Raw genomic sequence first — 22,062 nt, forward strand, 5'->3', positions numbered from 1 at the left:
GGCGAGTGACGCGGGAAAGGGGAACCGCGCCGTGTCCGACGTGATCGTGACCGGCACCGGGGTGATCTCCCCGGCCGGTCCTGGCACCGAACCGCTCTGGTCCGCGATGACCGCCGGCCGGTCGCTCTTCGACCCGGCCGGGCCGCTGCCCTGGCCGGTGGCCGCGGTCGACCGCGACGCCGTGGAGTGGCCGCCCGGCCGGCCCTGGGTGGACAACCGCAAGTACGCCAACCTGGCCGCCCACTGGGCGGTCGGGGCGGCCCGGCTCGCACTGCGGCAGGCCGGCCGCGACCCGGACGCCCCCGACGCCCCCGGCTGGGGGGACCCGGAACGCGGCGGCACCGTGATGGCCGTCGGCAGCACCGGCGACGAACTGGGCGACGTCATGCCCAGGCTCGCCGGGATGGCCCTGGACGACCCCCGACCGCTCGCCACCCTGCTGTACGAGGAGGTGCCGGACTACTCCTACATCCGCGGCATCCCCTCCCAGCTCGGCCAGTTCGTCTGCATGACGACGGGCTTCCGGGGCTCCAACGTCGCCGCCTACGGCGAGGTGGCGGCCGGCGGCCTGGGCGCGCTGGCGCTCGCGCTGCGGCTGCTGGAGAGCGGCGAACTCGACCGGGTGCTGGTGGTCGGGGTGGCCCCGCCGTCCTCGGTCACCGCGCTGCACTCGTTCGACCGCGACGAGCCGATCGGCACCGAGGCCGCCCCCGGCCGCGGCCCGTTCGACGAGGAACGGGCCGGACCGCTGCTGGGCCAGGGCGCCGCCGCCGTCCTGCTGGAGCGGGCCGCCCCGGCGGACGCCCCGGCACCCCGGGCGCTGGCCCGGCTGCTCGCCTGCGAGACGGTGGTCGCCGCCGACCGGGCGAGCGCGACCGGCCTGGCGGTGCGGGCGGCGCTCCGCCGGGCCGGCGAGCGGCCGGACCTCTGGTGGGCGCACGGCTCGGGCTCGCCGGCCGCCGACCGGGAGGAGTGCTCGGCCGTCCTGCCCCAGATCGGCGCCGTGCCGGTGACCAGCAGCAAGGGCACCCTGGGCCTCGCCCTGGAGTGCTCGGCCCTGATCGACACCGCCCTCGCGGTCGAGTCGCTGCGCCGGGGCCAGCTGCCGCCGGTCGGACTGCTGCGCCGTCCCGACCCCCGGCTGGGCGGACCGGACACCGTGACCGGACAGGCCCGTCCGGTGCCGGCCGCGGGCATCGCCCTGATCACCGGGATCGACCACGGCCGGAGCAGCGCCTCGGCCGGTGCCCTGGTGCTCGGCGGCGTCACCGGCGGCCAGGGCGACCACCGGGCACGGCGGGAGGAGGAGCTGTGACGGACGAGGACATCGTGATCACCGGCATGGGTGTGGTCACTCCGATCGGCGGGACCGTCGAGGACTTCTGGGAGGCCAATCTGGCCGGCCGGTCGGGCGTGGTCGCCGAGGACCGGATGGACCTCGGCGGGCTGCCCTGCGGCTGGGCGGCCGGCCTGATCCCCGAGGACGTCAGGAAGGAGGTGTCCGAACGCTGGGGCGCCCCGGACCGCACCTGGGGCGACACCCTGCTGCACAGCGTCGTGGACCAGGCGCTCACCGACGCGGGCATCACCGGCCCGGTCGGCGGCGACGTCGCCGGACTGGTCTGGTCCCGGGTCTGGCCGGGGCCGAGCGGCTCCTTCCCGCAGGACTACGCGGTGCACTTCCGGGAGCTCGGCCAGCGGTACCGGCGGATCGGCAACGGCCCGGCCGAGGTGCTGGAGAACCTGCGCGGACGCCGGCTGTCGGCGGAGGCCTCGGACCACTCGGCCTTCCCGGTCGAACTCGCCGGGCGCCTGGGCGTGCCGCTGATCGCCTCCCGGGTGGAGGCCACCTGCTCCGGCGGCCTGCGCTCGATCGCCGAGGCTGTCCGGCTGCTGCGGCTCGGCCGGGTGGAGGTCGCGGTGGTCGCGGTCTCGGTCTCCCGCAACACCCAGTACGTGCTCTCCCAGTACGGGCAGCTGATGGCGCTGTCCCGCTGGAAGGGCGATCCGGCCCTCTCCTCGATGCCGTTCGACCGGCGCCGCTCCGGGATGGTGATCAACGAATCGGCCGGGGCGCTCGTCCTGGAGACCGCGGGCCACGCCGCCCGGCGCGGCCTCGACGGGTCGTACGCCGTGGTCGGCGGCTGGGGCCTGGCGGTGGACACCACCCACATCACCGCGCCGCAGGTCGGCATGGTCGAGCGGGTGATGCGCACCGCGATCGCCGGCTCCGGGCTGACCCCGGACGACATCGACACCGTCAACGCGCACGGCACCTCCACCAAGCTCAACGACATCACCGAGGCCCGGGCGCTGCACCGGGTGTTCGGCGAGCGGACGGCGGAACTCGACGTCTGCGCGGTGAAGTCGCTCACCGGGCACGGCTCGGCCGCGTCCGGGGTGGTGGAGACGGTGGCGGCGGCCCTCACCCTCGGGCGGGGCGTCGTGCCACCGGTGGTGACCTGCACCGAACCGGATCCGGCCTGCGCGGTGAAGACCTCGCTGACGCCGGTGGAGCGGCCGGTGGCCACGGTGCTGAAGAACTCCTTCGGCTTCGGGGGCCAGTACGCGTCGATGGTGTTCAAGCGCCCGGCGCGGCCCCGTCGGGCGCCGGTCCGGTGAGCGGCGGGAACGCGGTGGGTGCCGCGCGGCTGCCGGTCGAGGTGGTCGAACCGGTCGGCCGGCACCGGGCCACCGTCCTCTGGCTGCACGGCCTCGGCCAGGGCCCGGAGAGCCTGATGGAGGTGGCCGACCGGCTGGAGCTGGACCGGGCGGGCCTGCGCGGGGTCTTCCCGCAGGCGCCGCTGCGGGAGATCGGCCGGGTCTCCGGCGACCCGGTGCGGGCCTGGTTCGAACAGGATGTGTTCGCCCTGGAGAACCCCGGCCCGGCGTCACTGCCCGGCGTGCTCGCCGTCGAACGGCGGCTGCGCGCGGTGCTGGACGAGGAGACCGCGAGGGTGGGGGCCGGGCGGGTGGTCGTCGCCGGGTTCTCGCAGGGGGCGCTGATGGCACTGGTGCTGGCGCTGCGGTACCCGCAACGGCTGGCGGGGCTGGCCCTGTACGCGCCGTTCCTGCCGGACGAGGCCGTCCCACTGCTGGCCTCCCGCCGGTCGGCGGTCGCGCTGGACCTGCCGGTCTGGATCGGCCACGGCGCCTTCGACTGGATCATCCCGGAGAAGAGCGGAGCGAAGGTGCGGGACGTCCTGGCGGACTGGGGCCACCCGGTCGGCTGGCAGCGCTACCGCGCCGGCCACGAGGCCTTCGGAGGCGTGAAGCGCGCGTTGCCGGAGTTCCTGGACCGCGTCCTCGGCCCCGCCGGGGACTGACGGCGGGCCCGAACCTTGCGCAGGAAGTCGGCCCGGCCGACTTCCTGCGCAAGGCCTCTTCGTGAGCGGCCCTCGTCCGGCCGGGACTTCAGCACCGTCCGGGTCGACTACGACGCGCGGCGGAGCGCAATCCGGCCGGATCGGCCGGTCCTCCCGCCTGCTGTTCCGCAGGCGGCTGCCCGTTCTCCCACGCACCCTCCGTGGACGGACCGCTGGCGCGATCTTCGCCCCGCGTTGTTGACCATGCTCATTTCGCGCCCGAAGCTCTCACGCGACCCGCACAGTTGTCGTGTCGTCGCCAAGATTTCCCGGCGGGCGGGTCCTTCGGCTCCCCGTCCCCGTGAGGATCTTCGTATGCGCCGTACCGCCGCACTGTTCGCCACCGCCCTGCTCGCGGGAGCAGCCGCGCTCGTCGCGCCCGCTGCCGACGCCGCCGAGAGCCCCGCCCCCGCCTCGGTACAGTCCGCCGCCGCGGCGACCGTCCCGGGACCCGGCGGTGTCGGGAGTTGTGAAGAAGGGGGCCCGTCCGCCACCTGTACCGGCCTCGACCCGATGCAGACCTGGCGCGTCGTCGGCACCTGCGCGAGCTTCGACTCCAGTACCGGGTTCCTCGTCTTCTCGTCGACATGGAGCAGCACGGTCACCGGTGACGGCACCGTCTCCGCGTACTGCTTCGGCACGGCCGCGTGGTGGGGCGGCGGCGTCTCGTTCGGACCCGCCGTCCCGGCCGGCCAGGTCGGGCAGGTCACCGGCTTCGCGGGCAAGTGCCTGGACGTGCGTGGCGCCAGCACGGCCAACAAGACGCCCACCCAGATGTGGGACTGCCTCGGCAACGTCAACCAGAGGTGGCGGATCGGCACCGACGGCACCATCCGCGCCGTCGGTGTGTGCCTGGACATCTGGGACGGCCGCACCGGCAACGGCACCCAGGTGCACACCGGCCCCTGCAACGGCAACATCGCCCAGCAGTGGTCGGTCCGCGGCGACGGCGCGATAGTCAACACGAAGTCCGGCCGCTGCCTGGACGTCCGGGGCTTCGACAGCAACAACGGCGCCATCGTGCAGATCTGGGACTGCAACGGCACCTCGAACCAGATCTGGCAGGTGCCCGCCTGACCCGACCCGGCGGCCCGGTCCCGGGACCGGGCCGCCGCCCGCGGTCGTGGCGGTACCGGGGCCGGAACTGCCAAGGGCCTAGGAGGTCGCGGCTCCCTTGACGTCCTCCGCCTCGGCCTGCGGCGGGTCGCCGAAGACCGCGGCCATCGTGCCGAGGGCGTCGTCGACGGCGAGCAGTGCCGCCAGCATCCGCAGCTGCTCGGGGGAGCCCGCCGGAGTCGCACCCGGTTGCCGGGGGATCCGGGCCCGGATCCCCTGGTAGGCGGGTCCGGGCCGGCGGCCGATCGCGCGTCGGACCGCCGCGTTGTTCGCGGCCACCGCCCGGTTGAGGCGGGCCACCCGGGGGTCGGACCAGAGGGCGGGGTCGGCGACCGCCCCGTCGACCAGCACGCCCAGCGGGGCCTCGCAGGCGGCGACGGCGTCCACCACGTCGGCCCGGCTCGGCCGGGTGGAGGACGGAGCTCCGCCCGTGAGTCGCCCGGCCAGGCCGAGAGCGCGCCGCTCGGCCCGCAGTGGCCGGGCCAGCAGCTCCAGCTCCGCGGCCCCGTACGCGAACCGGGCCCGCCCGCGCAGCAGGGCGGGCCGGTCGGCGCCCGAAGCACCCAGCAGCTCGGTCAGCACCGCCAACGCGTCCGCGGTGCGCCGCCGCAGCACGTCCCGGGTGCGGAGCGGGAGGATCAGCCAGGAGGCCGCGATGCCGACGGCCGCGCCGAGGCCGATCGCCGCCAGCCGGGTGCGCAGCAGGTCGTCCGAGCTCTGCCCGAACCAGCCGTACAGCAGGGACAGCACGGCGGTGACGCACCCGGCCCAGTAGGCGTAGCTGAGTTCCCGCAGCCAGGTCGCGAGCGCCAGGACCGCGAAGATCAGCACGACGGCGGCGTCCTCGTGCGGGCCGAAGGAGCCCGCGACGGCCGTCGCGACCACCGTGCCCGCCGCCGCCCCGACCGCCCGCTGCAACCCCTTGAACAGCACGTCGCCCCGGCCGCGGGCGCCGCTGCAGACGATGAACGCGGTGAGCACCACCCAGGCCCAGTGGTCCGGCCAGGCGGCCCGCCCGGCGACGAACGCCCCGCCCACCGCGCCCGCCATCTGGAGGGCCGTCCGGGTGTGGACGCCCGGCCGCCGACGGGGCTCCGGTTCCGGTTTCGGCTGGGATTCCGGCGTGGGAGCGGGCGCCCGGACCGGAGCCGGAACCAGCCCGGTCCGGACCGCGGCGGTCTGGAGCAGGGCCACCCAGGCCCCGGACACGACGGCGATCAGTGCGACCCACAGCGTGTGCTCGTGGCCGGGGACCGGCCCGGCGTCGGGCGGCACGACCAGTAGCGCCACCAGCGGCAGCACCAGCAGCCCGCCGGCCCGGGCCGCCCGGGGGCCGAACCGGCGGAGCCAGACCGCCAGCGCCGTCCCGAAGGTGAAGAGGCCGTCGGCGAGGTTCGGGTGGAGGGTCATCAGCCGACCGATCTCGGCGGCGCCCGCGGCGGCGGCCGGCAGGACGGCGAGTCCGAGCAGCCGGTCGTACCGGTCGGCGGCGAGCTGGACCCGGGCGGCGGTGGCGGCCAGCACCACGGCCTGGACGACCACGTCGACCCGCAGACCGGCGACGTGCTCGATCAGCAGCGCGGAGCCGTACGCGGCCAGCATGGCGGCCGTGGTGACGGCCGTCCCGCGCAGCAGCCGGAGCCCGGGGTCGAAGCGCACGGCCCGGCGGAGCCAGGAGAAGTAGCTACTCATCACGTACGGATTTCTCCCTTGCCTGCTCACGCTGAACGAGGAAGTGCCGGTTCTCTGCTGCCAGAACAGTAAGTGTTAGCGTAGCAATATGGAGATTGATCAGCCGTGGCTTCCGGAGGCGGCGGAGATCCGGCAGGGCACCGTCCGGCTGGCCCGCCGGCTGCGTTCCGAGCGCGTGGGGGAGGGCCTCAGCCTCAACAAGCTGAGCGTGCTCGGGCACCTGCTTCGGCACGGCCCGATGTCCCCGGGGGAGCTGGCCGCCGCCGACCACCAGCAGCCGCAGTCGCTGACCCGGGTGTTCGCCGAACTGGAGCGGGACGGCCTGCTCCGGCGCGTCCCGGGCGAGCGGGACCGCCGGCAGTCCGTCCTCCACCTCACCGCGGACGGGCGGACCGCGCTGGACCGCGACATGGCCGGCCGGGACGCCTGGCTGGCGGAGGCGCTGGGGTCCCTCTCCGAGACCGAGCGCGAAGTCCTCCGTCTCGCCGCCCGCCTGATGGACCGCCTGGCGGACGCCCCCGCCCGTCGGTGAAGCCGCGCCCCTGAGGCCCCGTCGCGCCGCCGGGACGCGGGATCGAAATCCGGTTCGACCGTCGGCCGCGCCCTGTGGGAAGCTCTCCGCGCACTGACCATCGGTTTCCGCCTTGGGGGGCTTCCACCACCGTGCGCCGCAGCACCGTCCTCGCCGCCGCGACCACCGCCGCCCTCGTCCTGCTCACCGGCTGCCGGGGGGACGACACCTCCACCGCGTCGGGCGCCTTCGACCCCGCGCGGGCCGCCGCGACGGCGGGCGGCGAACCGTACGCGGCCACCGTGACGGCGACCCCGGCCGACGCCAGGGCGGTCGCCCTGACGGCGCGTTGCAACTTCGGCGCCGGCTTCACCGGCCGGTCGGAGGCGACGAGCGGGGACGGCTCCCGCCAGGAGAACGTCGTCACCGTGGACCACCAGTACACGCGGGGGGACGACCCCAGCGGGAAGTGGCTGAAGATCCCGAGGTCCACCGACTACTCGGTCCTCGGCTTCGACGGGTACGCCAAGCTGCTGCTGGCCCTGGGGCCGTCCGCCCGCAAGGGCATGGAGGTCCGGGACGGTGTGCCGACCTACCACCTCGCGGGTCACCTGGACGTCGAGCAGCTCGCCGCCGCCTCCCCGGTGGCGCACCGTGAGCTGAGGACGGCGGGAGCCCGGGGCATCGGCCTGGACCAGTGGATCGACGCCCGGGGCCGCACCCGCCGGGCCGAGCAGACGGTGTCCTTCCCCGGGGAGACGACCGCGACCACCTACGTCTTCAGCGACTTCGGCCCCGTCGAGACCTTCACCGAGCCCGGCCCGCTCGCCGACTGACCCCGCCGGGCGCGTACCGCCCCGCAGCCGTTCCACCGTTCACCTTCACCGGGCCACCGGCCCGTTCACCACGGAGTCCCATCACCATGCGCCGTACCACCATGCGCCGTACCACCGTGCTCGCCGCCGCCGCGACCGCCGTCGCCCTGACCGCGCTCACCGCCTGCAACGACACCGAGGACAAGAACGCGGCGGCGCCCGCCCCGGCGACCACCGCCGCCGCCGCGCCCGCGACCACCTCGGCGGCCCCCTCGCCCACCGCCACCGAGACCCCGACCCCGGTCGTCACCACCCCGGCGCCGGTCGCCACGACCCCGGCCGCCGCGGCCGGGGACTTCGACCCGGCGAAGGCCGTGGAGAACGCGAGCAAGGAGCCCTACGCGGTCTCCGTGAAGATGATCACCGAGGTCGGGGGCAAGGCCGCCGGGCTGACCACCGCCCGGCAGAACCTCAACACGGTCTACACCGGTCGCGGTGAGATGAAGATCGCCGAGGCCGGCCTCGTGGTGGAGACGGTCACCACCGCTGACGCCACGTACACCCGCATGGGCCCGGACGAGAAGTGGGTCAAGGCGCCGAGGTCCGCGGACACGGTGGCGCTCGACTACACGCAGTACGCCGGCCTGCTGCTGGCCCAGGGCCCGTCCGCCCGCAAGGGCGCGGAGACCCGCGACGGCGTCCCGACCCAGCACCTGTCCGGTCACATCGACCTGGAGCAGATCGCCAAGCTCGACCCGCGTACCTACAGTTCGTCGAAGGCCAAGGGCATCACCGGCTTCGACTTCGACCAGTGGATCGACGCCCAGGGCCGTACTCGTTACGTCGAGCAGACCGTGACCGTGAAGGGCGCCGCCAGCGTCAACAAGGTGACCTTCTCCGACTTCGGCCCCGCCGAGACCTTCGCCGCCCCCACCGGCGCGGGCGCCGCTGCCGCGAGCTGACCGTCGCACCCGTGGGGCCGGGCCCCGGCCCCGCGGGTTGACCGGGCATCACTGCCGAAAAGCGCGGAAAGCGAATCGGTGCCGGAAAAACGAATCAGGCCCAGTCCGGTGGCAACTCGCCACTGGCCTGGGCCTGTTCTGCACTTCTCGCGAAGTGCCCCCGGTAGGATTCGAACCTACGCACCCGCCTCCGGAGGGCGGTGCTCTATCCCCTGAGCTACGGGGGCTTGCTCGTTGTTGTCGTCGCGTTCGCTTCGACGTGGAGAACACTACCAGGCCCGCGCCGTGCTCCGTGCACGGGTTTCCCGGCGGGCCGGGACCCCGGGTCGGGACCGGGTCGGGGCGACCGGTCCGCGCAGCCGGTCCGGGCGGAAGTGGCCAAAGGCCGGACGGGGCGGCGGGCCCGCCGATACCCTCGGTGAGGTGTCGGGAGTGTCCGGGCGGGTCCTCGTGGTGGACGACAGCGAGGTGATCCGCCAGCTGATCAGGGTCAACCTGGAGCTCGAGGGCTTCGAGGTGGTGACCGCCGCCGACGGTGCCGAGTGCCTGGAGGTGGTCCGCCAGGTGAAGCCCGACGTGGTGACGCTGGACGTGATGATGCCGAGGCTGGACGGCCTGCGGACGGCGGCCCGGCTGCGGGCGGCGCCGGGTACGCGGCTGCTGCCGATCGCGATCGTCAGCGCCTGCTCGCCGGCCGATCTGGACCTGGGGGAGTCGGTCGGGGTGGACGGCTACCTCGGCAAGCCCTTCGATCCGGCGGACCTGGTCGCGCTGGTGCGGCGGCTGATGGAGCGCGACCGGGACGGCGGGGCGGTCGACGGGTTTCGCCCTGGGCGAACAGGTCGGAGTGATCGGGCCTGAGTGATCGGGCCCGAGCGGCCCGCCCCGGTGTCTCAACCGGCAAACCGAGTGGCGAGGGCCCTCCCCCTCTCGCCTACGCTTGGCGTCGTGACCCCCGCAGAGCTTTCCCAGGCAGTCCAGGCCGCAGTGAGCGCCGCCGTCGAGGCGGGCGAGCTGGCCGTCGCCGTGCCCGAGCACGTGACGATCGAGCGGCCCAAGAACAGGGACCACGGCGACTACGCGACCAACGTGGCCCTCCAGCTCGCGAAGCCGGCCGGCAAGCCGCCGCGAGCCGTCGCCGAACTGCTGGCCGAGCGCCTGCGAGGGATCACCGGCGTCACCAAGGTCGACATCGCCGGTCCGGGCTTCATGAACATCACCCTCGACGCGGCCACCCAGGGCGAGCTGGCCCGCACCATCGTCGAGGCCGGCTCCGCGTTCGGCCGCAACGAGGCCCTCAAGGGCCTGAGGATCAACCTGGAGTTCGTCTCCGCCAACCCGACCGGCCCGATCCACATCGGCGGCGTCCGCTGGGCCGCCGTCGGCGACTCGCTGGCCCGGGTGCTGCGCGCCTCCGGCGCCGACGTCACCACCGAGTACTACCTCAACGACGCCGGCGTGCAGATCTCCAAGTTCGCCAAGTCGCTCCAGGCGTCCGCCAACGGCAAGGCCGTCCCGGAGGACGGCTACGTCGGCGAGTACATCGCCGACATCGCCAAGGCGATCGTCGAGGGCGTCCCGGGCGTGCTCGACCTCTCCGAGGGCGAGCAGCTGGAGGTCTTCCGCACCGAGGGCCTCAAGCTCATGGTGGCCGAGATCCAGCGCTCGATGGAGGAGTTCGGCACCCACTTCGACGTGTGGTTCTCGGAGAAGTCGCTGCACGACTCCGGCGCCGTCGAGAAGGCCATGGAGCGGCTGCGCGAGCAGGGCCACGTCTTCGAGCAGGACGGTGCGATCTGGCTGCGCACCACCGACTTCGGCGACGACAAGGACCGCGTCCTGATCAAGGCCGACGGCGAGACCACCTACTTCGCCGCCGACGCCGCGTACTACCTGTCCAAGCGGGACCGGGGTGCCGAGGTCTCGGTCTACATGCTGGGCGCGGACCACCACGGCTACGTCAACCGCCTCAAGGCCATCGCGGCCTGCGCGGGCGACGACATGGACCGCAACATCGAGGTCCGGATCGGCCAGTTCGTGAAGATGCTTCGCGACGGCGAAGAGGTCCGGATGTCCAAGCGGGCCGGCAACATCATCACCATCGACGACGTGGTCGAGTGGATCGGCGTGGACGCGGCCCGGTACACCCTGGCGCGGTCCTCCACGGACTCCACCATCACGCTCGACATCAACGTGCTGACCAGCCAGACCAACGAGAACCCGGTCTTCTACGTCCAGTACGCGCACGCCCGGATGTGCTCGGTCCAGCGCAAGGCCGGCGAGCTGGGCATCACGCGCTCGGACGACTTCAAACCCGAGCTGCTCTCGACCGAGTGGGAGTCCGACCTGCTCGGCCAGCTCGGCGAGTTCCCCCGGGTCCTGGCGACGGCCGGCGAGCTGCGCGAGCCGCACCGGGTCGCGCGCTACCTGGAGGACCTGGCGGGCAAGTACCACCGCTTCTACGACAACTGCCAGATCCTGCCGAAGGGCGACGAGGAGGTCACCGACCTCACGCACGCCCGGCTCTGGCTGGCCGACGCGACACGCACGGTCATCGCCAACGGCCTCACGCTCCTTGGCGTGACGTCGCCCGAGCGGATGTAGGCACCACCCCCACGTGCACAGCGGGGGCGGCTGACGGTCAACGCGGACCGTCGCCGCCCCTCGCCATAGGTCGAGGAAACCGAGGACATGTCTCGCTCCGCACATCCCGCAGGCCCCCGTCACGGTGACGTACTGCCCGAGGGCCACTACCAGGCACCGCCGGCCGACCTGAACGCGCTCGACCCCAAGGTCTGGTCGGAGACGGTCGCGCGCGGCGCCGACGGCGTCGTCACCGTCGGCGGCCTGGACGTGAACCGCGTCGCCGCCGAGTTCGGCACCCCCGCCTACGTCATGGACGAGGCCGACTTCCGCTCCCGGGCCCGCGCCTGGCGGGACGCCTTCGGCACCGACGCGGACGTCTACTACGCCGGCAAGGCCTTCCTCTCCAAGGCGGTCGTGCGCTGGCTGCACGAGGAGGGCCTCAACCTCGACGTGTGCAGCTCCGGCGAACTCGCCGTCGCGCTGGCCGCCGGGATGCCGCCGGAGCGGATCGCGCTGCACGGCAACAACAAGTCGGTGGACGAGCTCGAGAACGCGGTGAAGACCGGCGTCGGGCACATCGTGGTCGACTCCTACGAGGAGATCGAGCGCCTGGCGGCCGTGGCCGGACGCCAGGGCGTGCGCCAGCCGGTGCTGATCCGGGTCACCGTCGGCGTGGAGGCGCACACCCACGAGTTCATCGCCACCGCGCACGAGGACCAGAAGTTCGGCCTCTCGCTGACCGGGGGAGCGGCCGCCGAGGCCGTCCGCCGGGTGCTGGCGCACCCCGGGAGCCTCGAACTGCGCGGCATCCACTCGCACATCGGCTCGCAGATCTTCGACACCGCCGGTTTCGAGGTGGCCGCCCGCCGGGTGGTCGGCCTGCTGGCGTCGATCCGCGACGAGCACGGCGTCGAGCTGCCCGAGATCGACCTCGGCGGCGGCCTCGGCATCGCCTACACCAGCGAGGACGACCCGCGCGAGCCGGCCGAGATCGCGGCCGCGCTGGCCGACATCGTGCGCCGCGAGTGCGCCGCCGCGAACCTCACCGCCCCCCGGCTGAGCGTGGAGCCGGGCCGGGCGATCGTCGGCCCGACCGCGTTCACCCTGTACGAGGTCGGCACCGTCAAGCCGCTCGAAGGTCTGCGCACCTATGTCAGCGTGGACGGCGGGATGTCCGACAACATCCGCACCGCGCTCTACGACGCCGAGTACACGGTCGCCCTCGTGTCGCGCACGAGTGACGCCGGACCGATGCTGGTCCGGGTGGTCGGCAAGCACTGCGAGTCCGGCGACATCGTCGTGCGGGACGCCTTCCTGCCGGCCGACCTGGCCCCCGGCGACCTGATCGCGGTGCCCGCCACCGGCGCCTACTGCCGCTCGATGGCGAGCAACTACAACCACGCCCTGAAGCCTCCGGTGCTCGCCGTCCGGGACGGTGCGGCCCGGGTGATCGTCCGGCGCGAGACGGAGGAGGATCTCCTGCGTCTCGATATCGGATGACGAAATCCTTGTCTCAGATCATGGAACGACCGTAGATCCGTACGGAAAGTCCCGGAGACTGGTAGAGACCGAAAGTCCGGCGGGACACCGAAATGCCCGCCGGAACGACCGAAGAACGACGAATGCAGAGCGGAGTCGGATGATGCGTACGCGGCCGCTGAAGGTGGCGTTGCTGGGCTGTGGTGTGGTGGGCTCCGAGGTGGCGCGCATCATGACGACAGACGCCGCCGACCTCGCCGCGCGCATCGGCGCGCCGGTCGAGCTCGCCGGCATCGCGGTCCGGCGCCAGGGGCGGGTCCGCCCCGGAGTGCCCGAGCACCTGCTCACCACCGATGCCGAGGCCCTGGTCACCCGGGGCGACATCGACGTGGTGATCGAGGTGGTGGGCGGCATCGAACCGTCCAAGAACCTCATCCTGGCGGCGTTCGCGCAGGGCGCCTCGGTGGTCAGCGCCAACAAGGCGCTGCTCGCCCAGGACGGCACCGAGCTGCACGCGGCCGCCGCCGCGGCCGGGGTCGACCTCTACTACGAGGCCGCGGTGGCGGGAGCGATCCCGCTGCTGCGCCCGCTGCGCGAGTCGCTGGCCGGCGACCGGGTGAACCGGGTACTGGGCATCGTCAACGGCACCACCAACTTCATCCTCGACAAGATGGACACCACCGGCGCCGGGTACTCGGAGGCGCTGGAGGAGGCCACCGCGCTCGGGTACGCCGAGGCCGACCCGACGGCCGACGTGGAGGGCTTCGACGCCGCCGCCAAGGCCGCGATCCTGGCCGGCATCGCCTTCCACACCGAGGTGACCGCCGCGGACGTGTACCGCGAGGGCATCACCGAGGTGACCGCCGCCGACATCGCCTCCGCCAAGGAGATGGGCTGCGTGGTCAAACTGCTGGCGATCTGCGAGCGGGCCGCCGACGGCGAGTCGGTGACCGCGCGGGTCCACCCGGCGATGATCCCGCTGTCCCACCCGCTGGCCTCGGTCCGCGAGGCGTACAACGCGGTGTTCGTGGAGGCCGAGGCGGCCGGCCGGCTGATGTTCTACGGCCCGGGCGCGGGCGGCGCGCCGACCGCCTCGGCGGTCCTCGGCGACCTCGTGGCGGTGTGCCGCAACAAGCTCGCCGGCGCCACCGGCCCCGGTGACTCGGTGTACACCCAGCTGCCGGCCAAGCCCATGGACGAGGTCGTCACCCGCTACCACGTCAGCCTGGACGTCGACGACCGCGCGGGGGTGCTCGCCCAGGTCGCCTCCGTCTTCGCCGAGCACGGCGTCTCCATCGACACCGTGCGCCAGCAGGGCCGCGACGGCGACGCCTCGCTCGTCGTGGTCACCCACCGTGCGACCGACGCCGCGCTGTCGGCGACGGTCGACAAGCTCCGCGCACTCGACAGCGTGCGCGACGTGGCCAGCACCATGCGGGTCGAAGGGGAATAGGAACAGATGATGAGCAGCGTTGCCGAGAACGCCGCCAGAGGCACCCACACCCACCAGTGGCGGGGTCTGATCGAGGAGTACCGGGACCGCCTGCCGGTCAGCGCGGCGACCCCCGTGGTCACCCTGCTGGAGGGCGGCACCCCGTTGGTCCCCGCCCAGGTGCTGTCCGAGCGCACCGGCTGCGAGGTCTACCTCAAGGTCGAGGGCGCCAACCCGACCGGGTCCTTCAAGGACCGCGGCATGACGATGGCCATCTCCAAGGCGAAGGAGGACGGCGCCCAGGCCGTCATCTGCGCCTCCACCGGCAACACCTCCGCCTCCGCCGCCGCGTACGCGGTGCGGGCCGGGATGGTGTCGGCGGTGCTGGTCCCGCAGGGCAAGATCGCCCTCGGCAAGATGGGCCAGGCGCTGGTGCACGGCGCGAAGATCCTCCAGGTGGACGGGAACTTCGACGACTGCCTCACCCTTGCGCGTGAACTGTCCGAGAAGTACCCGGTGGCGCTGGTCAACTCGGTGAACCCGGTCCGGATCGAGGGTCAGAAGACCGCCGCCTTCGAGATCGTCGACATGCTCGGCGACGCGCCGGACATCCACGTCCTGCCGGTCGGCAACGCGGGCAACATCACCGCGTACTGGAAGGGCTACCGCGAGTACGCGACGGACGGCCTGGCCTCCCGCACCCCGCGGATGTGGGGCTTCCAGGCCTCCGGCTCGGCCCCGATCGTGGACGGCGCCCCGGTGCTCAAGCCGCAGACCATCGCCACCGCGATCCGGATCGGCAACCCGGCCTCCTGGGACTTCGCGCTCGCCGCGCGGGACGAATCAGGCGGTCTCATCGACAAGGTGACCGATCGTCAGATTCTGTCCGCGTACCGGCTGTTGGCCTCCCAGGAGGGCGTCTTCGTGGAGCCCGCCTCGGCCGCCTCGGTGGCCGGCCTGCTGGCCAAGGCGGAGGCCGGTCTGGTCGACCCGGGTCAGCGGATCGTCTGCACCGTGACCGGCAACGGGCTCAAGGACCCGGACTGGGCGGTGGCCGGCGCGCCGCAGCCCCGGATCGTCCCGATCGACCCCGAGGCCGCCGCCCAGCAGCTGGGCCTGCTCGACTGACGGAGCGTCCGGCGGAACACCGCGCGGACGGCGGGTGGATGAACATCCCCCCACCCCGGGCCGACCCTTTCGGGGGTCGGCCCGGTCTCGTTCTCGACTGACACTTTTGTGTCAATTCAGTGGTTGATTCGGATCCGAATCCGGCATGAATTCCGGCCAGAACCGGCAACACACCAGATCGAAGACCCACGGGGTGTACCGCTGTGGAACCTGTCTTCGATACTCTGGGTGCGGCCGTGTGGCACATGCCCCGGGTCCGACCCCCTTCCGGGCCGCACCACCGAATGTGACCGCCCGCCCCGGCCGGGGCCCCGCGGCCCGCTCCCCACCCTCGCACCGACGCGCTTCGCGCCGCCCGATTTCCCCAGGAGAGTCCACCGCATGGCCGGTCCTGCGTTCCGTGCCGCCGCCGTCCGGGTCCGGGTCCCCGCGACCAGCGCCAACCTCGGTCCGGGCTTCGACGCCTTCGGCCTCGCCCTGGGCCTGTACGACGATGTGGTCGTCCGGGTCGCCGACTCCGGGCTCTCCGTCGACATCGCGGGCGAGGGCGCCGAGACCCTCCCGCGCGACGAGCGCCACCTGCTGGTCCGCTCGATGCGCGCCGCCTTCGACCTGCTCGGCGGCCAGCCGCGCGGCCTCGAAGTGGTCTGCGCCAACCGCATACCGCACGGCCGCGGCCTGGGTTCCTCGTCGGCCGCGATCTGCGCCGGCATCGTCGCCGCCCGCGCCGTCACCATCGGCGGCCCGTCCGCCCTGGACGACGACGGGCTGCTGGCGCTCGCCTCGGAGCTGGAGGGCCACCCGGACAACGTCGCGGCCTGCCTGCGCGGCAACTTCACCGTGGCGTGGACCGAGGAGGACCGGGCCCGGGCGATCGCCCTGGAGCCCTCCGCCGAGGTCGTCCCGGTGGTGTTCGTCCCGTCCACCGAGGTGCTCACCGAGACCGCCCGCGGACTGCTGCCGAAGACCGTCCCGCTGGCCGACGCCGCCGCCAACGCCGGCCGCTCCGCGCTGCTGGTCGAGGCGCTGACCCGGCGTCCCGACCTGCTGCTCACCGCCACCGAGGACCGGATCCACCAGGACTACCGGGCCTCCGCGATGCCGGACAGCGCCGCGCTGGTGGCCGCGCTGCGGGCCGAGAACGTGCCCGCCGTGATCTCCGGCGCAGGTCCGACCGTGCTCGCGCTCACCGACGAGGCGGGCGTGCAGAAGGTCCTGGACTTCGCGGCCGACCACGGCGGCAACGGCCCGGCGTTCGCCGCCCATCGGCTCGAACTCGACCGGACCGGAGCCTCGGTGCTCCCGCTCGACGTCTGAACCACCCCGTCCGCGGCGGTCCGGCCCGGTGCGCCGCCACCGGGCCGTCCGGACACGATTGGCAAGCGCAAGGCTGGGGAATGTCTGAGGGGGTCGGTAGTGTTAACCTCATTGCTGCACCAGGTGCCCTCCGGGGCTCGGTGCGCCGCGTCCCGATCCCAGCACTCCGCGTCAGCGGAGTCCAGGCGATGCACGGGGCGACGATTCTCCGGGAGCCCACCGCAGCGCGTACGCAGCCTGCCTGCGCGACTTGCGGCCGCATCCCGAAGCCGTGACGGCACCTGACTCCCACCCCGCGGCCTCCCACCTGGAGGAACAGGACGGGCGGAGCGCGGGCCACCGTCACGCGACGGGGGCCCGGGATTCGCAGGCAGCGTGGGGGCAGCTCCCGGCCGGCGGCCGGGGGGAGGGTCGGCACACGACCGTCCCACCACGCCACTCAGCACCACCGTGCTTCTAGCACCGCACCTCGCAGCTCTCCCCCGACCGGCACCGCCGTCCGGGGGAACACCGCCTCGGACCGACGCAGTCGAGCGTTGGTCAGGACAGCACAACCGGTCGCCGAGCCAGACAGGCCGACGTCCGCTCCAGGGAAGGACCCTTAGTGAGCGACACCACCGATCTGATGGGCGCGCGCCCGGACGCCGAGGCGTCGGACGCCGCCGCCGCCCCCGCGGCACCGGCGCGGCGCCGCCGCACCGCCGCCGCGGGCCTGGACGGCATGGTCCTGGCTGAGCTGCAGAAGCTCGCCGGCGACCTGGGCATCACCGGTACCGGTCGGATGCGCAAGAGCCAGCTGATCGAGACCATCAAGGAGAAGAGCGGGGGCGACCCGCTGCTCGCCGGCGCCACCGCCGCTCCGGCCGCCGCCAAGCGCGCGGCCAAGGCCGAGACCGCCGAGCCGGCCGAGAAGCCCGCCCGCCGCACCACCAAGGCCGCCGCCGCCCGGGCCGAGGCCCCGGTCGCCGCTGCCGAGGCGCAGGCCCAGATCGAGATCCCGGTCCAGGCCGCCGCCGAGACCGCCGCGCCGGCCCGTGCCGAGCGCACCCGCCGCCGGGCCACCTCGGCCGCCGGCGCCCCGGTCGCCGACGCCACCGAGGCGCCCGCCGCCGTGGCGACCGAGGCCAAGCAGGCCGAGGCCCGCCCCGAGGGCGCCCGCGCCCTGGAGGGCCGCGAGGAGGGTCGCACCGAGACCCGCCGCGACCGCCGGGACCGTCGCGACCGCCGCGAGGGCGGCGAGCGCGAGGGCCGCCAGGAGACCGCCGAGGCCCCGGCCGGCCAGGACGCCGACGGGCGCGAGTCGCGCCGCGACCGGCGCAACCGCCGGGACCGGACCGACCGCCCCGAGCGGGCCGAGCGTGCCGACCGCCAGGGCGGCCAGCAGCAGGGTGCCCAGGGCGAGGGCCAGCAGAGCCGCCAGCCCGCCACCCAGCAGGCCCAGCCGCAGTCGCAGGCGCCGCAGGGCGGTTTCGACGACGACGAGTTCGGCGACGGCCGGCGCGGCCGCCGCGGCCGCTACCGCGACCGCCGGGGCCGCGGCAGCCGCCGCGAGGGCTTCGAGGCCGGTGTCGTCGACACGCAGATCGGCGAGGACGACGTCCTGATCCCGGTCGCGGGCATCCTCGACATCCTCGACAACTACGCGTTCGTCCGCACCTCGGGCTACCTGCCGGGTCAGAACGACGTCTACGTCTCGCTCGCCCAGGTCCGCAAGAACGGCCTGCGCAAGGGTGACGCCATCACCGGTGCGGTGCGCCAGCCCAAGGACGGCGAGCGCCGCGAGAAGTTCAACGCCATGGTGCGGCTGGACTCCGTCAACGGCATGGACCCGGAGAGCGGCCGCGGCCGTCCCGAGTTCAACAAGCTGACCCCGCTGTACCCGCAGGACCGGCTCCGTCTGGAGACCGACCCGGGCATCCTGACCACCCGGATCATCGACCTGGTGTCGCCGATCGGCAAGGGCCAGCGCGGTCTGATCGTCGCGCCGCCGAAGACCGGTAAGACCATGGTGCTGCAGGCGGTCGCCAACGCGATCACCCACAACAACCCCGAGTGCCACCTGATGGTCGTCCTGGTCGACGAGCGTCCGGAAGAGGTCACCGACATGCAGCGGTCGGTGAAGGGCGAGGTCATCTCCTCGACCTTCGACCGCCCGGCGGAGGACCACACCACCGTCGCCGAGCTGGCCATCGAGCGCGCCAAGCGCCTGGTGGAGCTGGGCCACGACGTGGTGATCCTGCTGGACTCGATCACCCGTCTGGGCCGCGCCTACAACCTGGCGGCGCCGGCCTCCGGCCGCATCCTGTCCGGTGGTGTCGACTCGACCGCGCTGTACCCGCCGAAGAAGTTCTTCGGTGCCGCGCGCAACATCGAGAACGGCGGCTCGCTGACCATCCTGGCCACCGCGCTGGTCGAGACCGGCTCGCGGATGGACGAGGTGATCTTCGAGGAGTTCAAGGGCACCGGCAACATGGAGCTCAAGCTCGACCGGAAGCTCTCGGACAAGCGCATCTTCCCGGCCGTCGACGTGGACGCCTCCAGCACCCGCAAGGAGGAGATCCTGCTCGGTGCCGATGAGCTCGCCATCGTCTGGAAGCTGCGCCGGGTGCTGCACGCGCTCGACTCGCAGCAGGCGATCGAGCTGCTGCTGGACAAGATGAAGCAGACCAAGAGCAACGCCGAGTTCCTGATGCAGATCGCCAAGACGACCCCCGGGTCCAGCGACTGACCTTCCTCGGCACACGGACGAGCCCCGGCCCGCGCGAGCGGCCCGGGGCTCGCCGCGTTCCCGGCCGGCGTTTGTTCCAGACTTGGGACACTCTGGTCTCTTTCAAGCATCTTGTCCGATTTATTCTGGACCGTATGGCCGAACACAAGAGGGTCCCGAGCCGCCGCCGCAAGCTCCTGCGCGCGGCCGCCTGCGGGTCCGTCGCGCTCGTCGTCCTCGGCGCCGGGGCCGCCGGGTACGCGTACCTGCGGCTGGACGGCAACATCAAGAGCGTCGACATCGACGGCCGGCTCGGCACCTCCCGCCCGCCCACGGCCACCGACGGCTCGTTCAACCTGCTGGTGCTCGGCTCGGACTCGCGGGACGGCGGCAACGCGGACCTGGCCGGCGGCGACACCGGCGGCACCGCCCGCTCGGACACCGCGATGGTGCTGCACGTCAACCAGGACCACTCGCGCGCCGACGTGGTCTCCATACCGCGCGACACCCTCGTCCCGCGCCCCGAGTGCACCGACCGGCAGGGCCGGGCGGTGCCGGCCGCCAAGCGCGCGATGTTCAACAGCGCCTACGAGGCCGGCGGCGCGACCTGCGCGGTGAAGACCGTCGAGCAGCTCAGCGGGCTGCGGATGGACCACTACGTCGAGGTCGACTTCGCCGGCTTCGCCCGGCTCGTGGACGCCGTGGGCGGCGCCACCGTGACCACCACGGTGCCCATCCACGACAAGGACAGCGGCCTGGACCTCCAGCCGGGGGAGCACCACCTGGACGGCAAGCAGGCCCTCGCCTTCGTCCGCACCCGGCACGGCGTGGGGGACGGCAGCGACCTCGGCCGGATCGAGCTGCAGAAGCAGATGGTGCGCTCGCTGCTCAAGCAGGTCGGCGGCGTCGGGCTGATGACCAACCCGGTGAAGCTCTGGTCGGTCGGCGACACCCTGACCCGCTCGATCACCACCGACTCCGCGCTCGCCTCGGTGAACTCCCTGGTCGGCCTGGCCGAGCAGCTCAAGGGGATCGGGCCGGACCAGCTCGGCATGGTCACCCTGCCGGTGACGGCCGCCCCCGGCGACCCGGACCGGGTGGTCGAGCTGCAGCCGCAGGCGGACCAGCTCTGGGCGGCCCTGAAGGCCGACCGGCCGGTCCCCGAGGCGGTGGCCGCCGCCCAGCCGTCCAACCCCGCCCAGGCCACCCCCACGGCCCCCGCGAAGGCCACCCCCACGGCACCGGCGAAGGCGCCCGCGACGGCACCGGCGAAGGCGCCCACGACCGCACCCACCACCGCCCCCGCCCGGCGCGGCTGAGCCCCGGGCGGGCCCCGTACGAGCCCCGGCGGAGCCCGGAATATCCCGGAGCGCCCCCCGGTTTGGGAAGAAGCGGCCGGTCCTGGCAGACTGGTCCGTCGGTCCCGGTTCACGAGCGGCGTTCCCGCCGCCGACCCGGTGCCCTCCCGAACACTAGGAGAATCCCTTGAAGTCCAACGCCCACCCCGAGTACGTGCTCACCCACGTGACCTGCACCTGCGGTGCCGAGTTCACCACCCGGTCGACCGAGAAGAGCGGCGTGATTCGCGCCGAGGTCTGCTCGCAGTGCCACCCGTTCTACACCGGCAAGCAGAAGATCCTCGACACCGGTGGCCGCGTCGCCCGCTTCGAGGCCCGCTTCGGCAAGCAGCACAGCGCGAAGGCCTAGCGCTCCCTCGGCGCCGGTTCCCGGTGCCCCCGTACTCGTTCCGGGGGCATGGGGGACCGGCGCCGTTCGCGTCCCCCGCACCCTCCGCGCTCCGCGGTCCCCCTCAGATCCACCCACCGATCCCCGGGAAGAAGGCCACCCCCATGTTCGAGGCAGTCGAAGAGCTCCTCGTCGAGCACGCCGCCCTCGAGGCGAGGCTGGCCGACCCGTCCGTCCACGCGGACCAGGCGAACGCCCGCAAGCTGGCCAAGCGCTACGCCGAGCTGACGCCGATCACCCGGGCCTTCCGGGCCTGGCGGCAGGCCGGCGAGGACATCGAGGCCGCCCGCGAACTCGCCGCCGAGGACCCGGAGTTCCTCGCCGAGGTGAAGTCCGGCGAGGCCCGGCGCGAGGAGCTGACCGAGGAGCTGCGGCTGCTGCTGGTCCCGCGCGACCCGAACGACGAGAAGGACGTCATCCTGGAGATCAAGGCGGGTGAGGGCGGCGAGGAGTCCGCGCTGTTCGCCGGCGACCTGCTCCGGATGTACCTGCGGTTCGCCGAGCGGATCGGCTGGAAGACCGAGCTCATCGACGCCAACGAGTCCGACCTCGGCGGCTACAAGGACGTCTCGGTGGCCGTGAAGACCAAGGGCAACGTCGAGCCCGGCCAGGGCGTCTGGGCCCGGCTGAAGTACGAGGGCGGCGTGCACCGCGTGCAGCGCGTCCCCGCCACCGAGTCCCAGGGCCGCATCCACACCTCGGCGGCGGGCGTGCTGGTCACCCCCGAGGCCGAGGAGGTCGAGGTCGAGATCGTCGCCAACGACCTGCGGATCGACGTGTACCGCTCCTCCGGCCCCGGCGGGCAGTCGGTCAACACCACCGACTCCGCGGTCCGGATCACCCACCTGCCGACCGGTATCGTGGCCTCCTGCCAGAACGAGAAGAGCCAGCTGCAGAACAAGGAGCAGGCGATGCGCATCCTGCGTTCGCGGCTGCTGGCCGCCGCGCAGGAGGAGGCCGAGCGCGAGGCCTCGGACGCGCGTCGCAGCCAGGTCCGCACGGTGGACCGCTCCGAGCGGATCCGGACGTACAACTACCCGGAGAACCGCATCTCGGACCACCGGACGGGCTTCAAGTCGTACAACCTGGACCAGGTGCTGGACGGCGAGCTGAACGCCGTCATCCAGTCCTGCGTCGACGCGGACGCCGCGGCCAAGCTCGCCGCGGCCCAACAGAACTGACACCGGCGGCGGCGGGACCGACGTC

The 22,062-nt window shown here is 73.3% G+C and carries 18 protein-coding genes and 1 tRNA gene; 17 read left to right on the forward strand and 2 right to left on the reverse strand.

Features of this window, described 5'->3' with window-relative positions; genetic code table 11:
* The first annotated feature begins 31 nt into the window (after window positions 1-31).
* The 4 genes from ACW14Y_RS25905 (at window position 32) to ACW14Y_RS25920 (ending at window position 4,442) form a co-directional block, all read left to right on the forward strand.
* Window positions 32-1,315, forward strand: a complete 1,284-nt coding sequence (locus ACW14Y_RS25905) for a beta-ketoacyl synthase N-terminal-like domain-containing protein (RefSeq protein ID WP_456983628.1) — start codon at window positions 32-34, stop codon at window positions 1,313-1,315.
* The gene (locus tag ACW14Y_RS25910; protein WP_380313078.1) at window positions 1,312-2,622 is read left to right on the forward strand and encodes a beta-ketoacyl-[acyl-carrier-protein] synthase family protein; all 1,311 of its coding nucleotides are present in this window, start codon (window positions 1,312-1,314) and stop codon (window positions 2,620-2,622) included. Before ACW14Y_RS25905 ends, ACW14Y_RS25910 begins: the two co-directional genes overlap by 4 nt.
* The gene (locus ACW14Y_RS25915; protein ID WP_402723454.1) at window positions 2,619-3,326 is read left to right on the forward strand and encodes an alpha/beta hydrolase; all 708 of its coding nucleotides are present in this window, start codon (window positions 2,619-2,621) and stop codon (window positions 3,324-3,326) included. Before ACW14Y_RS25910 ends, ACW14Y_RS25915 begins: the two co-directional genes overlap by 4 nt.
* A 354-nt stretch (window positions 3,327-3,680) precedes the next feature.
* On the forward strand, window positions 3,681-4,442 hold the full coding sequence (locus ACW14Y_RS25920) for a ricin-type beta-trefoil lectin domain protein (RefSeq protein ID WP_456983629.1): 762 nt from the start codon (window positions 3,681-3,683) through the stop codon (window positions 4,440-4,442).
* A gap of 78 nt (window positions 4,443-4,520) precedes the next feature.
* On the opposite strand, the gene ACW14Y_RS25925 is transcribed toward ACW14Y_RS25920, so the two are convergent.
* Entirely contained in the window at window positions 4,521-6,173 is a 1,653-nt protein-coding gene (locus ACW14Y_RS25925; protein WP_456988252.1) for an FUSC family protein, read from the reverse strand.
* Between the two features lie 88 nt (window positions 6,174-6,261).
* On the opposite strand from ACW14Y_RS25925, the gene ACW14Y_RS25930 reads away from it, so the two are divergent.
* From ACW14Y_RS25930 to ACW14Y_RS25940, 3 genes are all read left to right on the forward strand, one after another.
* Window positions 6,262-6,705: a MarR family winged helix-turn-helix transcriptional regulator gene (locus tag ACW14Y_RS25930; protein ID WP_456983630.1), complete on the forward strand. Its 444-nt coding sequence runs from the start codon at window positions 6,262-6,264 to the stop codon at window positions 6,703-6,705.
* Window positions 6,706-6,836: 131 nt separating this feature from the next.
* The gene (locus ACW14Y_RS25935; RefSeq protein WP_380311218.1) at window positions 6,837-7,520 is read left to right on the forward strand and encodes a hypothetical protein; all 684 of its coding nucleotides are present in this window, start codon (window positions 6,837-6,839) and stop codon (window positions 7,518-7,520) included.
* Between the two features lie 86 nt (window positions 7,521-7,606).
* Window positions 7,607-8,461: an LppX_LprAFG lipoprotein gene (locus tag ACW14Y_RS25940; RefSeq protein ID WP_456983631.1), complete on the forward strand. Its 855-nt coding sequence runs from the start codon at window positions 7,607-7,609 to the stop codon at window positions 8,459-8,461.
* A 155-nt stretch (window positions 8,462-8,616) separates the two neighbouring features.
* Here ACW14Y_RS25940 and ACW14Y_RS25945 read toward each other — a convergent pair.
* Window positions 8,617-8,688 (reverse strand) — tRNA-Arg (locus tag ACW14Y_RS25945).
* A gap of 196 nt (window positions 8,689-8,884) precedes the next feature.
* On the opposite strand from ACW14Y_RS25945, the gene ACW14Y_RS25950 reads away from it, so the two are divergent.
* The 10 genes from ACW14Y_RS25950 (at window position 8,885) to prfA (ending at window position 22,037) form a co-directional block, all read left to right on the forward strand.
* Window positions 8,885-9,322 carry a response regulator gene (locus ACW14Y_RS25950; RefSeq protein WP_093860524.1) on the forward strand — a complete coding sequence of 146 codons (438 nt, stop codon included), beginning with the start codon at window positions 8,885-8,887 and terminating at the stop codon, window positions 9,320-9,322.
* An 87-nt stretch (window positions 9,323-9,409) separates the two neighbouring features.
* The gene (argS, locus tag ACW14Y_RS25955; RefSeq protein WP_380387698.1) at window positions 9,410-11,065 is read left to right on the forward strand and encodes an arginine--tRNA ligase; all 1,656 of its coding nucleotides are present in this window, start codon (window positions 9,410-9,412) and stop codon (window positions 11,063-11,065) included.
* An 87-nt stretch (window positions 11,066-11,152) separates the two neighbouring features.
* A complete protein-coding gene (lysA, locus tag ACW14Y_RS25960) occupies window positions 11,153-12,547 on the forward strand; it encodes a diaminopimelate decarboxylase (RefSeq protein ID WP_376169744.1) in 1,395 nt (464 codons plus the stop codon).
* A gap of 139 nt (window positions 12,548-12,686) precedes the next feature.
* Window positions 12,687-13,979: a homoserine dehydrogenase gene (locus ACW14Y_RS25965; RefSeq protein WP_266271486.1), complete on the forward strand. Its 1,293-nt coding sequence runs from the start codon at window positions 12,687-12,689 to the stop codon at window positions 13,977-13,979.
* A gap of 9 nt (window positions 13,980-13,988) precedes the next feature.
* Window positions 13,989-15,086: a threonine synthase gene (thrC, locus tag ACW14Y_RS25970; RefSeq protein ID WP_340635907.1), complete on the forward strand. Its 1,098-nt coding sequence runs from the start codon at window positions 13,989-13,991 to the stop codon at window positions 15,084-15,086.
* Window positions 15,087-15,467: 381 nt separating this feature from the next.
* Window positions 15,468-16,403, forward strand: a complete 936-nt coding sequence (gene thrB / locus ACW14Y_RS25975; protein ID WP_380300484.1) for a homoserine kinase — start codon at window positions 15,468-15,470, stop codon at window positions 16,401-16,403.
* Between the two features lie 604 nt (window positions 16,404-17,007).
* Window positions 17,008-19,131 carry a transcription termination factor Rho gene (rho, locus tag ACW14Y_RS25980; protein WP_456983632.1) on the forward strand — a complete coding sequence of 708 codons (2,124 nt, stop codon included), beginning with the start codon at window positions 17,008-17,010 and terminating at the stop codon, window positions 19,129-19,131.
* A 134-nt stretch (window positions 19,132-19,265) separates the two neighbouring features.
* Window positions 19,266-20,429, forward strand: a complete 1,164-nt coding sequence (locus ACW14Y_RS25985) for an LCP family protein (protein ID WP_380300482.1) — start codon at window positions 19,266-19,268, stop codon at window positions 20,427-20,429.
* Window positions 20,430-20,595: 166 nt separating this feature from the next.
* The gene (gene rpmE, locus ACW14Y_RS25990; RefSeq protein ID WP_380300481.1) at window positions 20,596-20,817 is read left to right on the forward strand and encodes a 50S ribosomal protein L31; all 222 of its coding nucleotides are present in this window, start codon (window positions 20,596-20,598) and stop codon (window positions 20,815-20,817) included.
* Between the two features lie 143 nt (window positions 20,818-20,960).
* Window positions 20,961-22,037: a peptide chain release factor 1 gene (gene prfA, locus ACW14Y_RS25995; RefSeq protein WP_380300480.1), complete on the forward strand. Its 1,077-nt coding sequence runs from the start codon at window positions 20,961-20,963 to the stop codon at window positions 22,035-22,037.
* Window positions 22,038-22,062: the final 25 nt, after the last annotated feature.

This window comes from Kitasatospora sp. cg17-2 (genome assembly GCF_054031055.1).

Coding starts and splice junctions, on each gene's coding strand:
- ACW14Y_RS25920 (WP_456983629.1), top strand. CDS start 3,681: ATGCGCCGTACCGCCGCACTGTTCGCCACCGCCCTGCTCGCGGGAGCA.
- ACW14Y_RS25925 (WP_456988252.1), bottom strand. CDS start 6,173: ATGAGTAGCTACTTCTCCTGGCTCCGCCGGGCCGTGCGCTTCGACCCC.
- ACW14Y_RS25930 (WP_456983630.1), top strand. CDS start 6,262: ATGGAGATTGATCAGCCGTGGCTTCCGGAGGCGGCGGAGATCCGGCAG.
- ACW14Y_RS25940 (WP_456983631.1), top strand. CDS start 7,607: ATGCGCCGTACCACCATGCGCCGTACCACCGTGCTCGCCGCCGCCGCG.
- lysA (WP_376169744.1), top strand. CDS start 11,153: ATGTCTCGCTCCGCACATCCCGCAGGCCCCCGTCACGGTGACGTACTG.
- ACW14Y_RS25965 (WP_266271486.1), top strand. CDS start 12,687: ATGATGCGTACGCGGCCGCTGAAGGTGGCGTTGCTGGGCTGTGGTGTG.
- thrC (WP_340635907.1), top strand. CDS start 13,989: ATGAGCAGCGTTGCCGAGAACGCCGCCAGAGGCACCCACACCCACCAG.
- thrB (WP_380300484.1), top strand. CDS start 15,468: ATGGCCGGTCCTGCGTTCCGTGCCGCCGCCGTCCGGGTCCGGGTCCCC.
- ACW14Y_RS25985 (WP_380300482.1), top strand. CDS start 19,266: ATGGCCGAACACAAGAGGGTCCCGAGCCGCCGCCGCAAGCTCCTGCGC.
- prfA (WP_380300480.1), top strand. CDS start 20,961: ATGTTCGAGGCAGTCGAAGAGCTCCTCGTCGAGCACGCCGCCCTCGAG.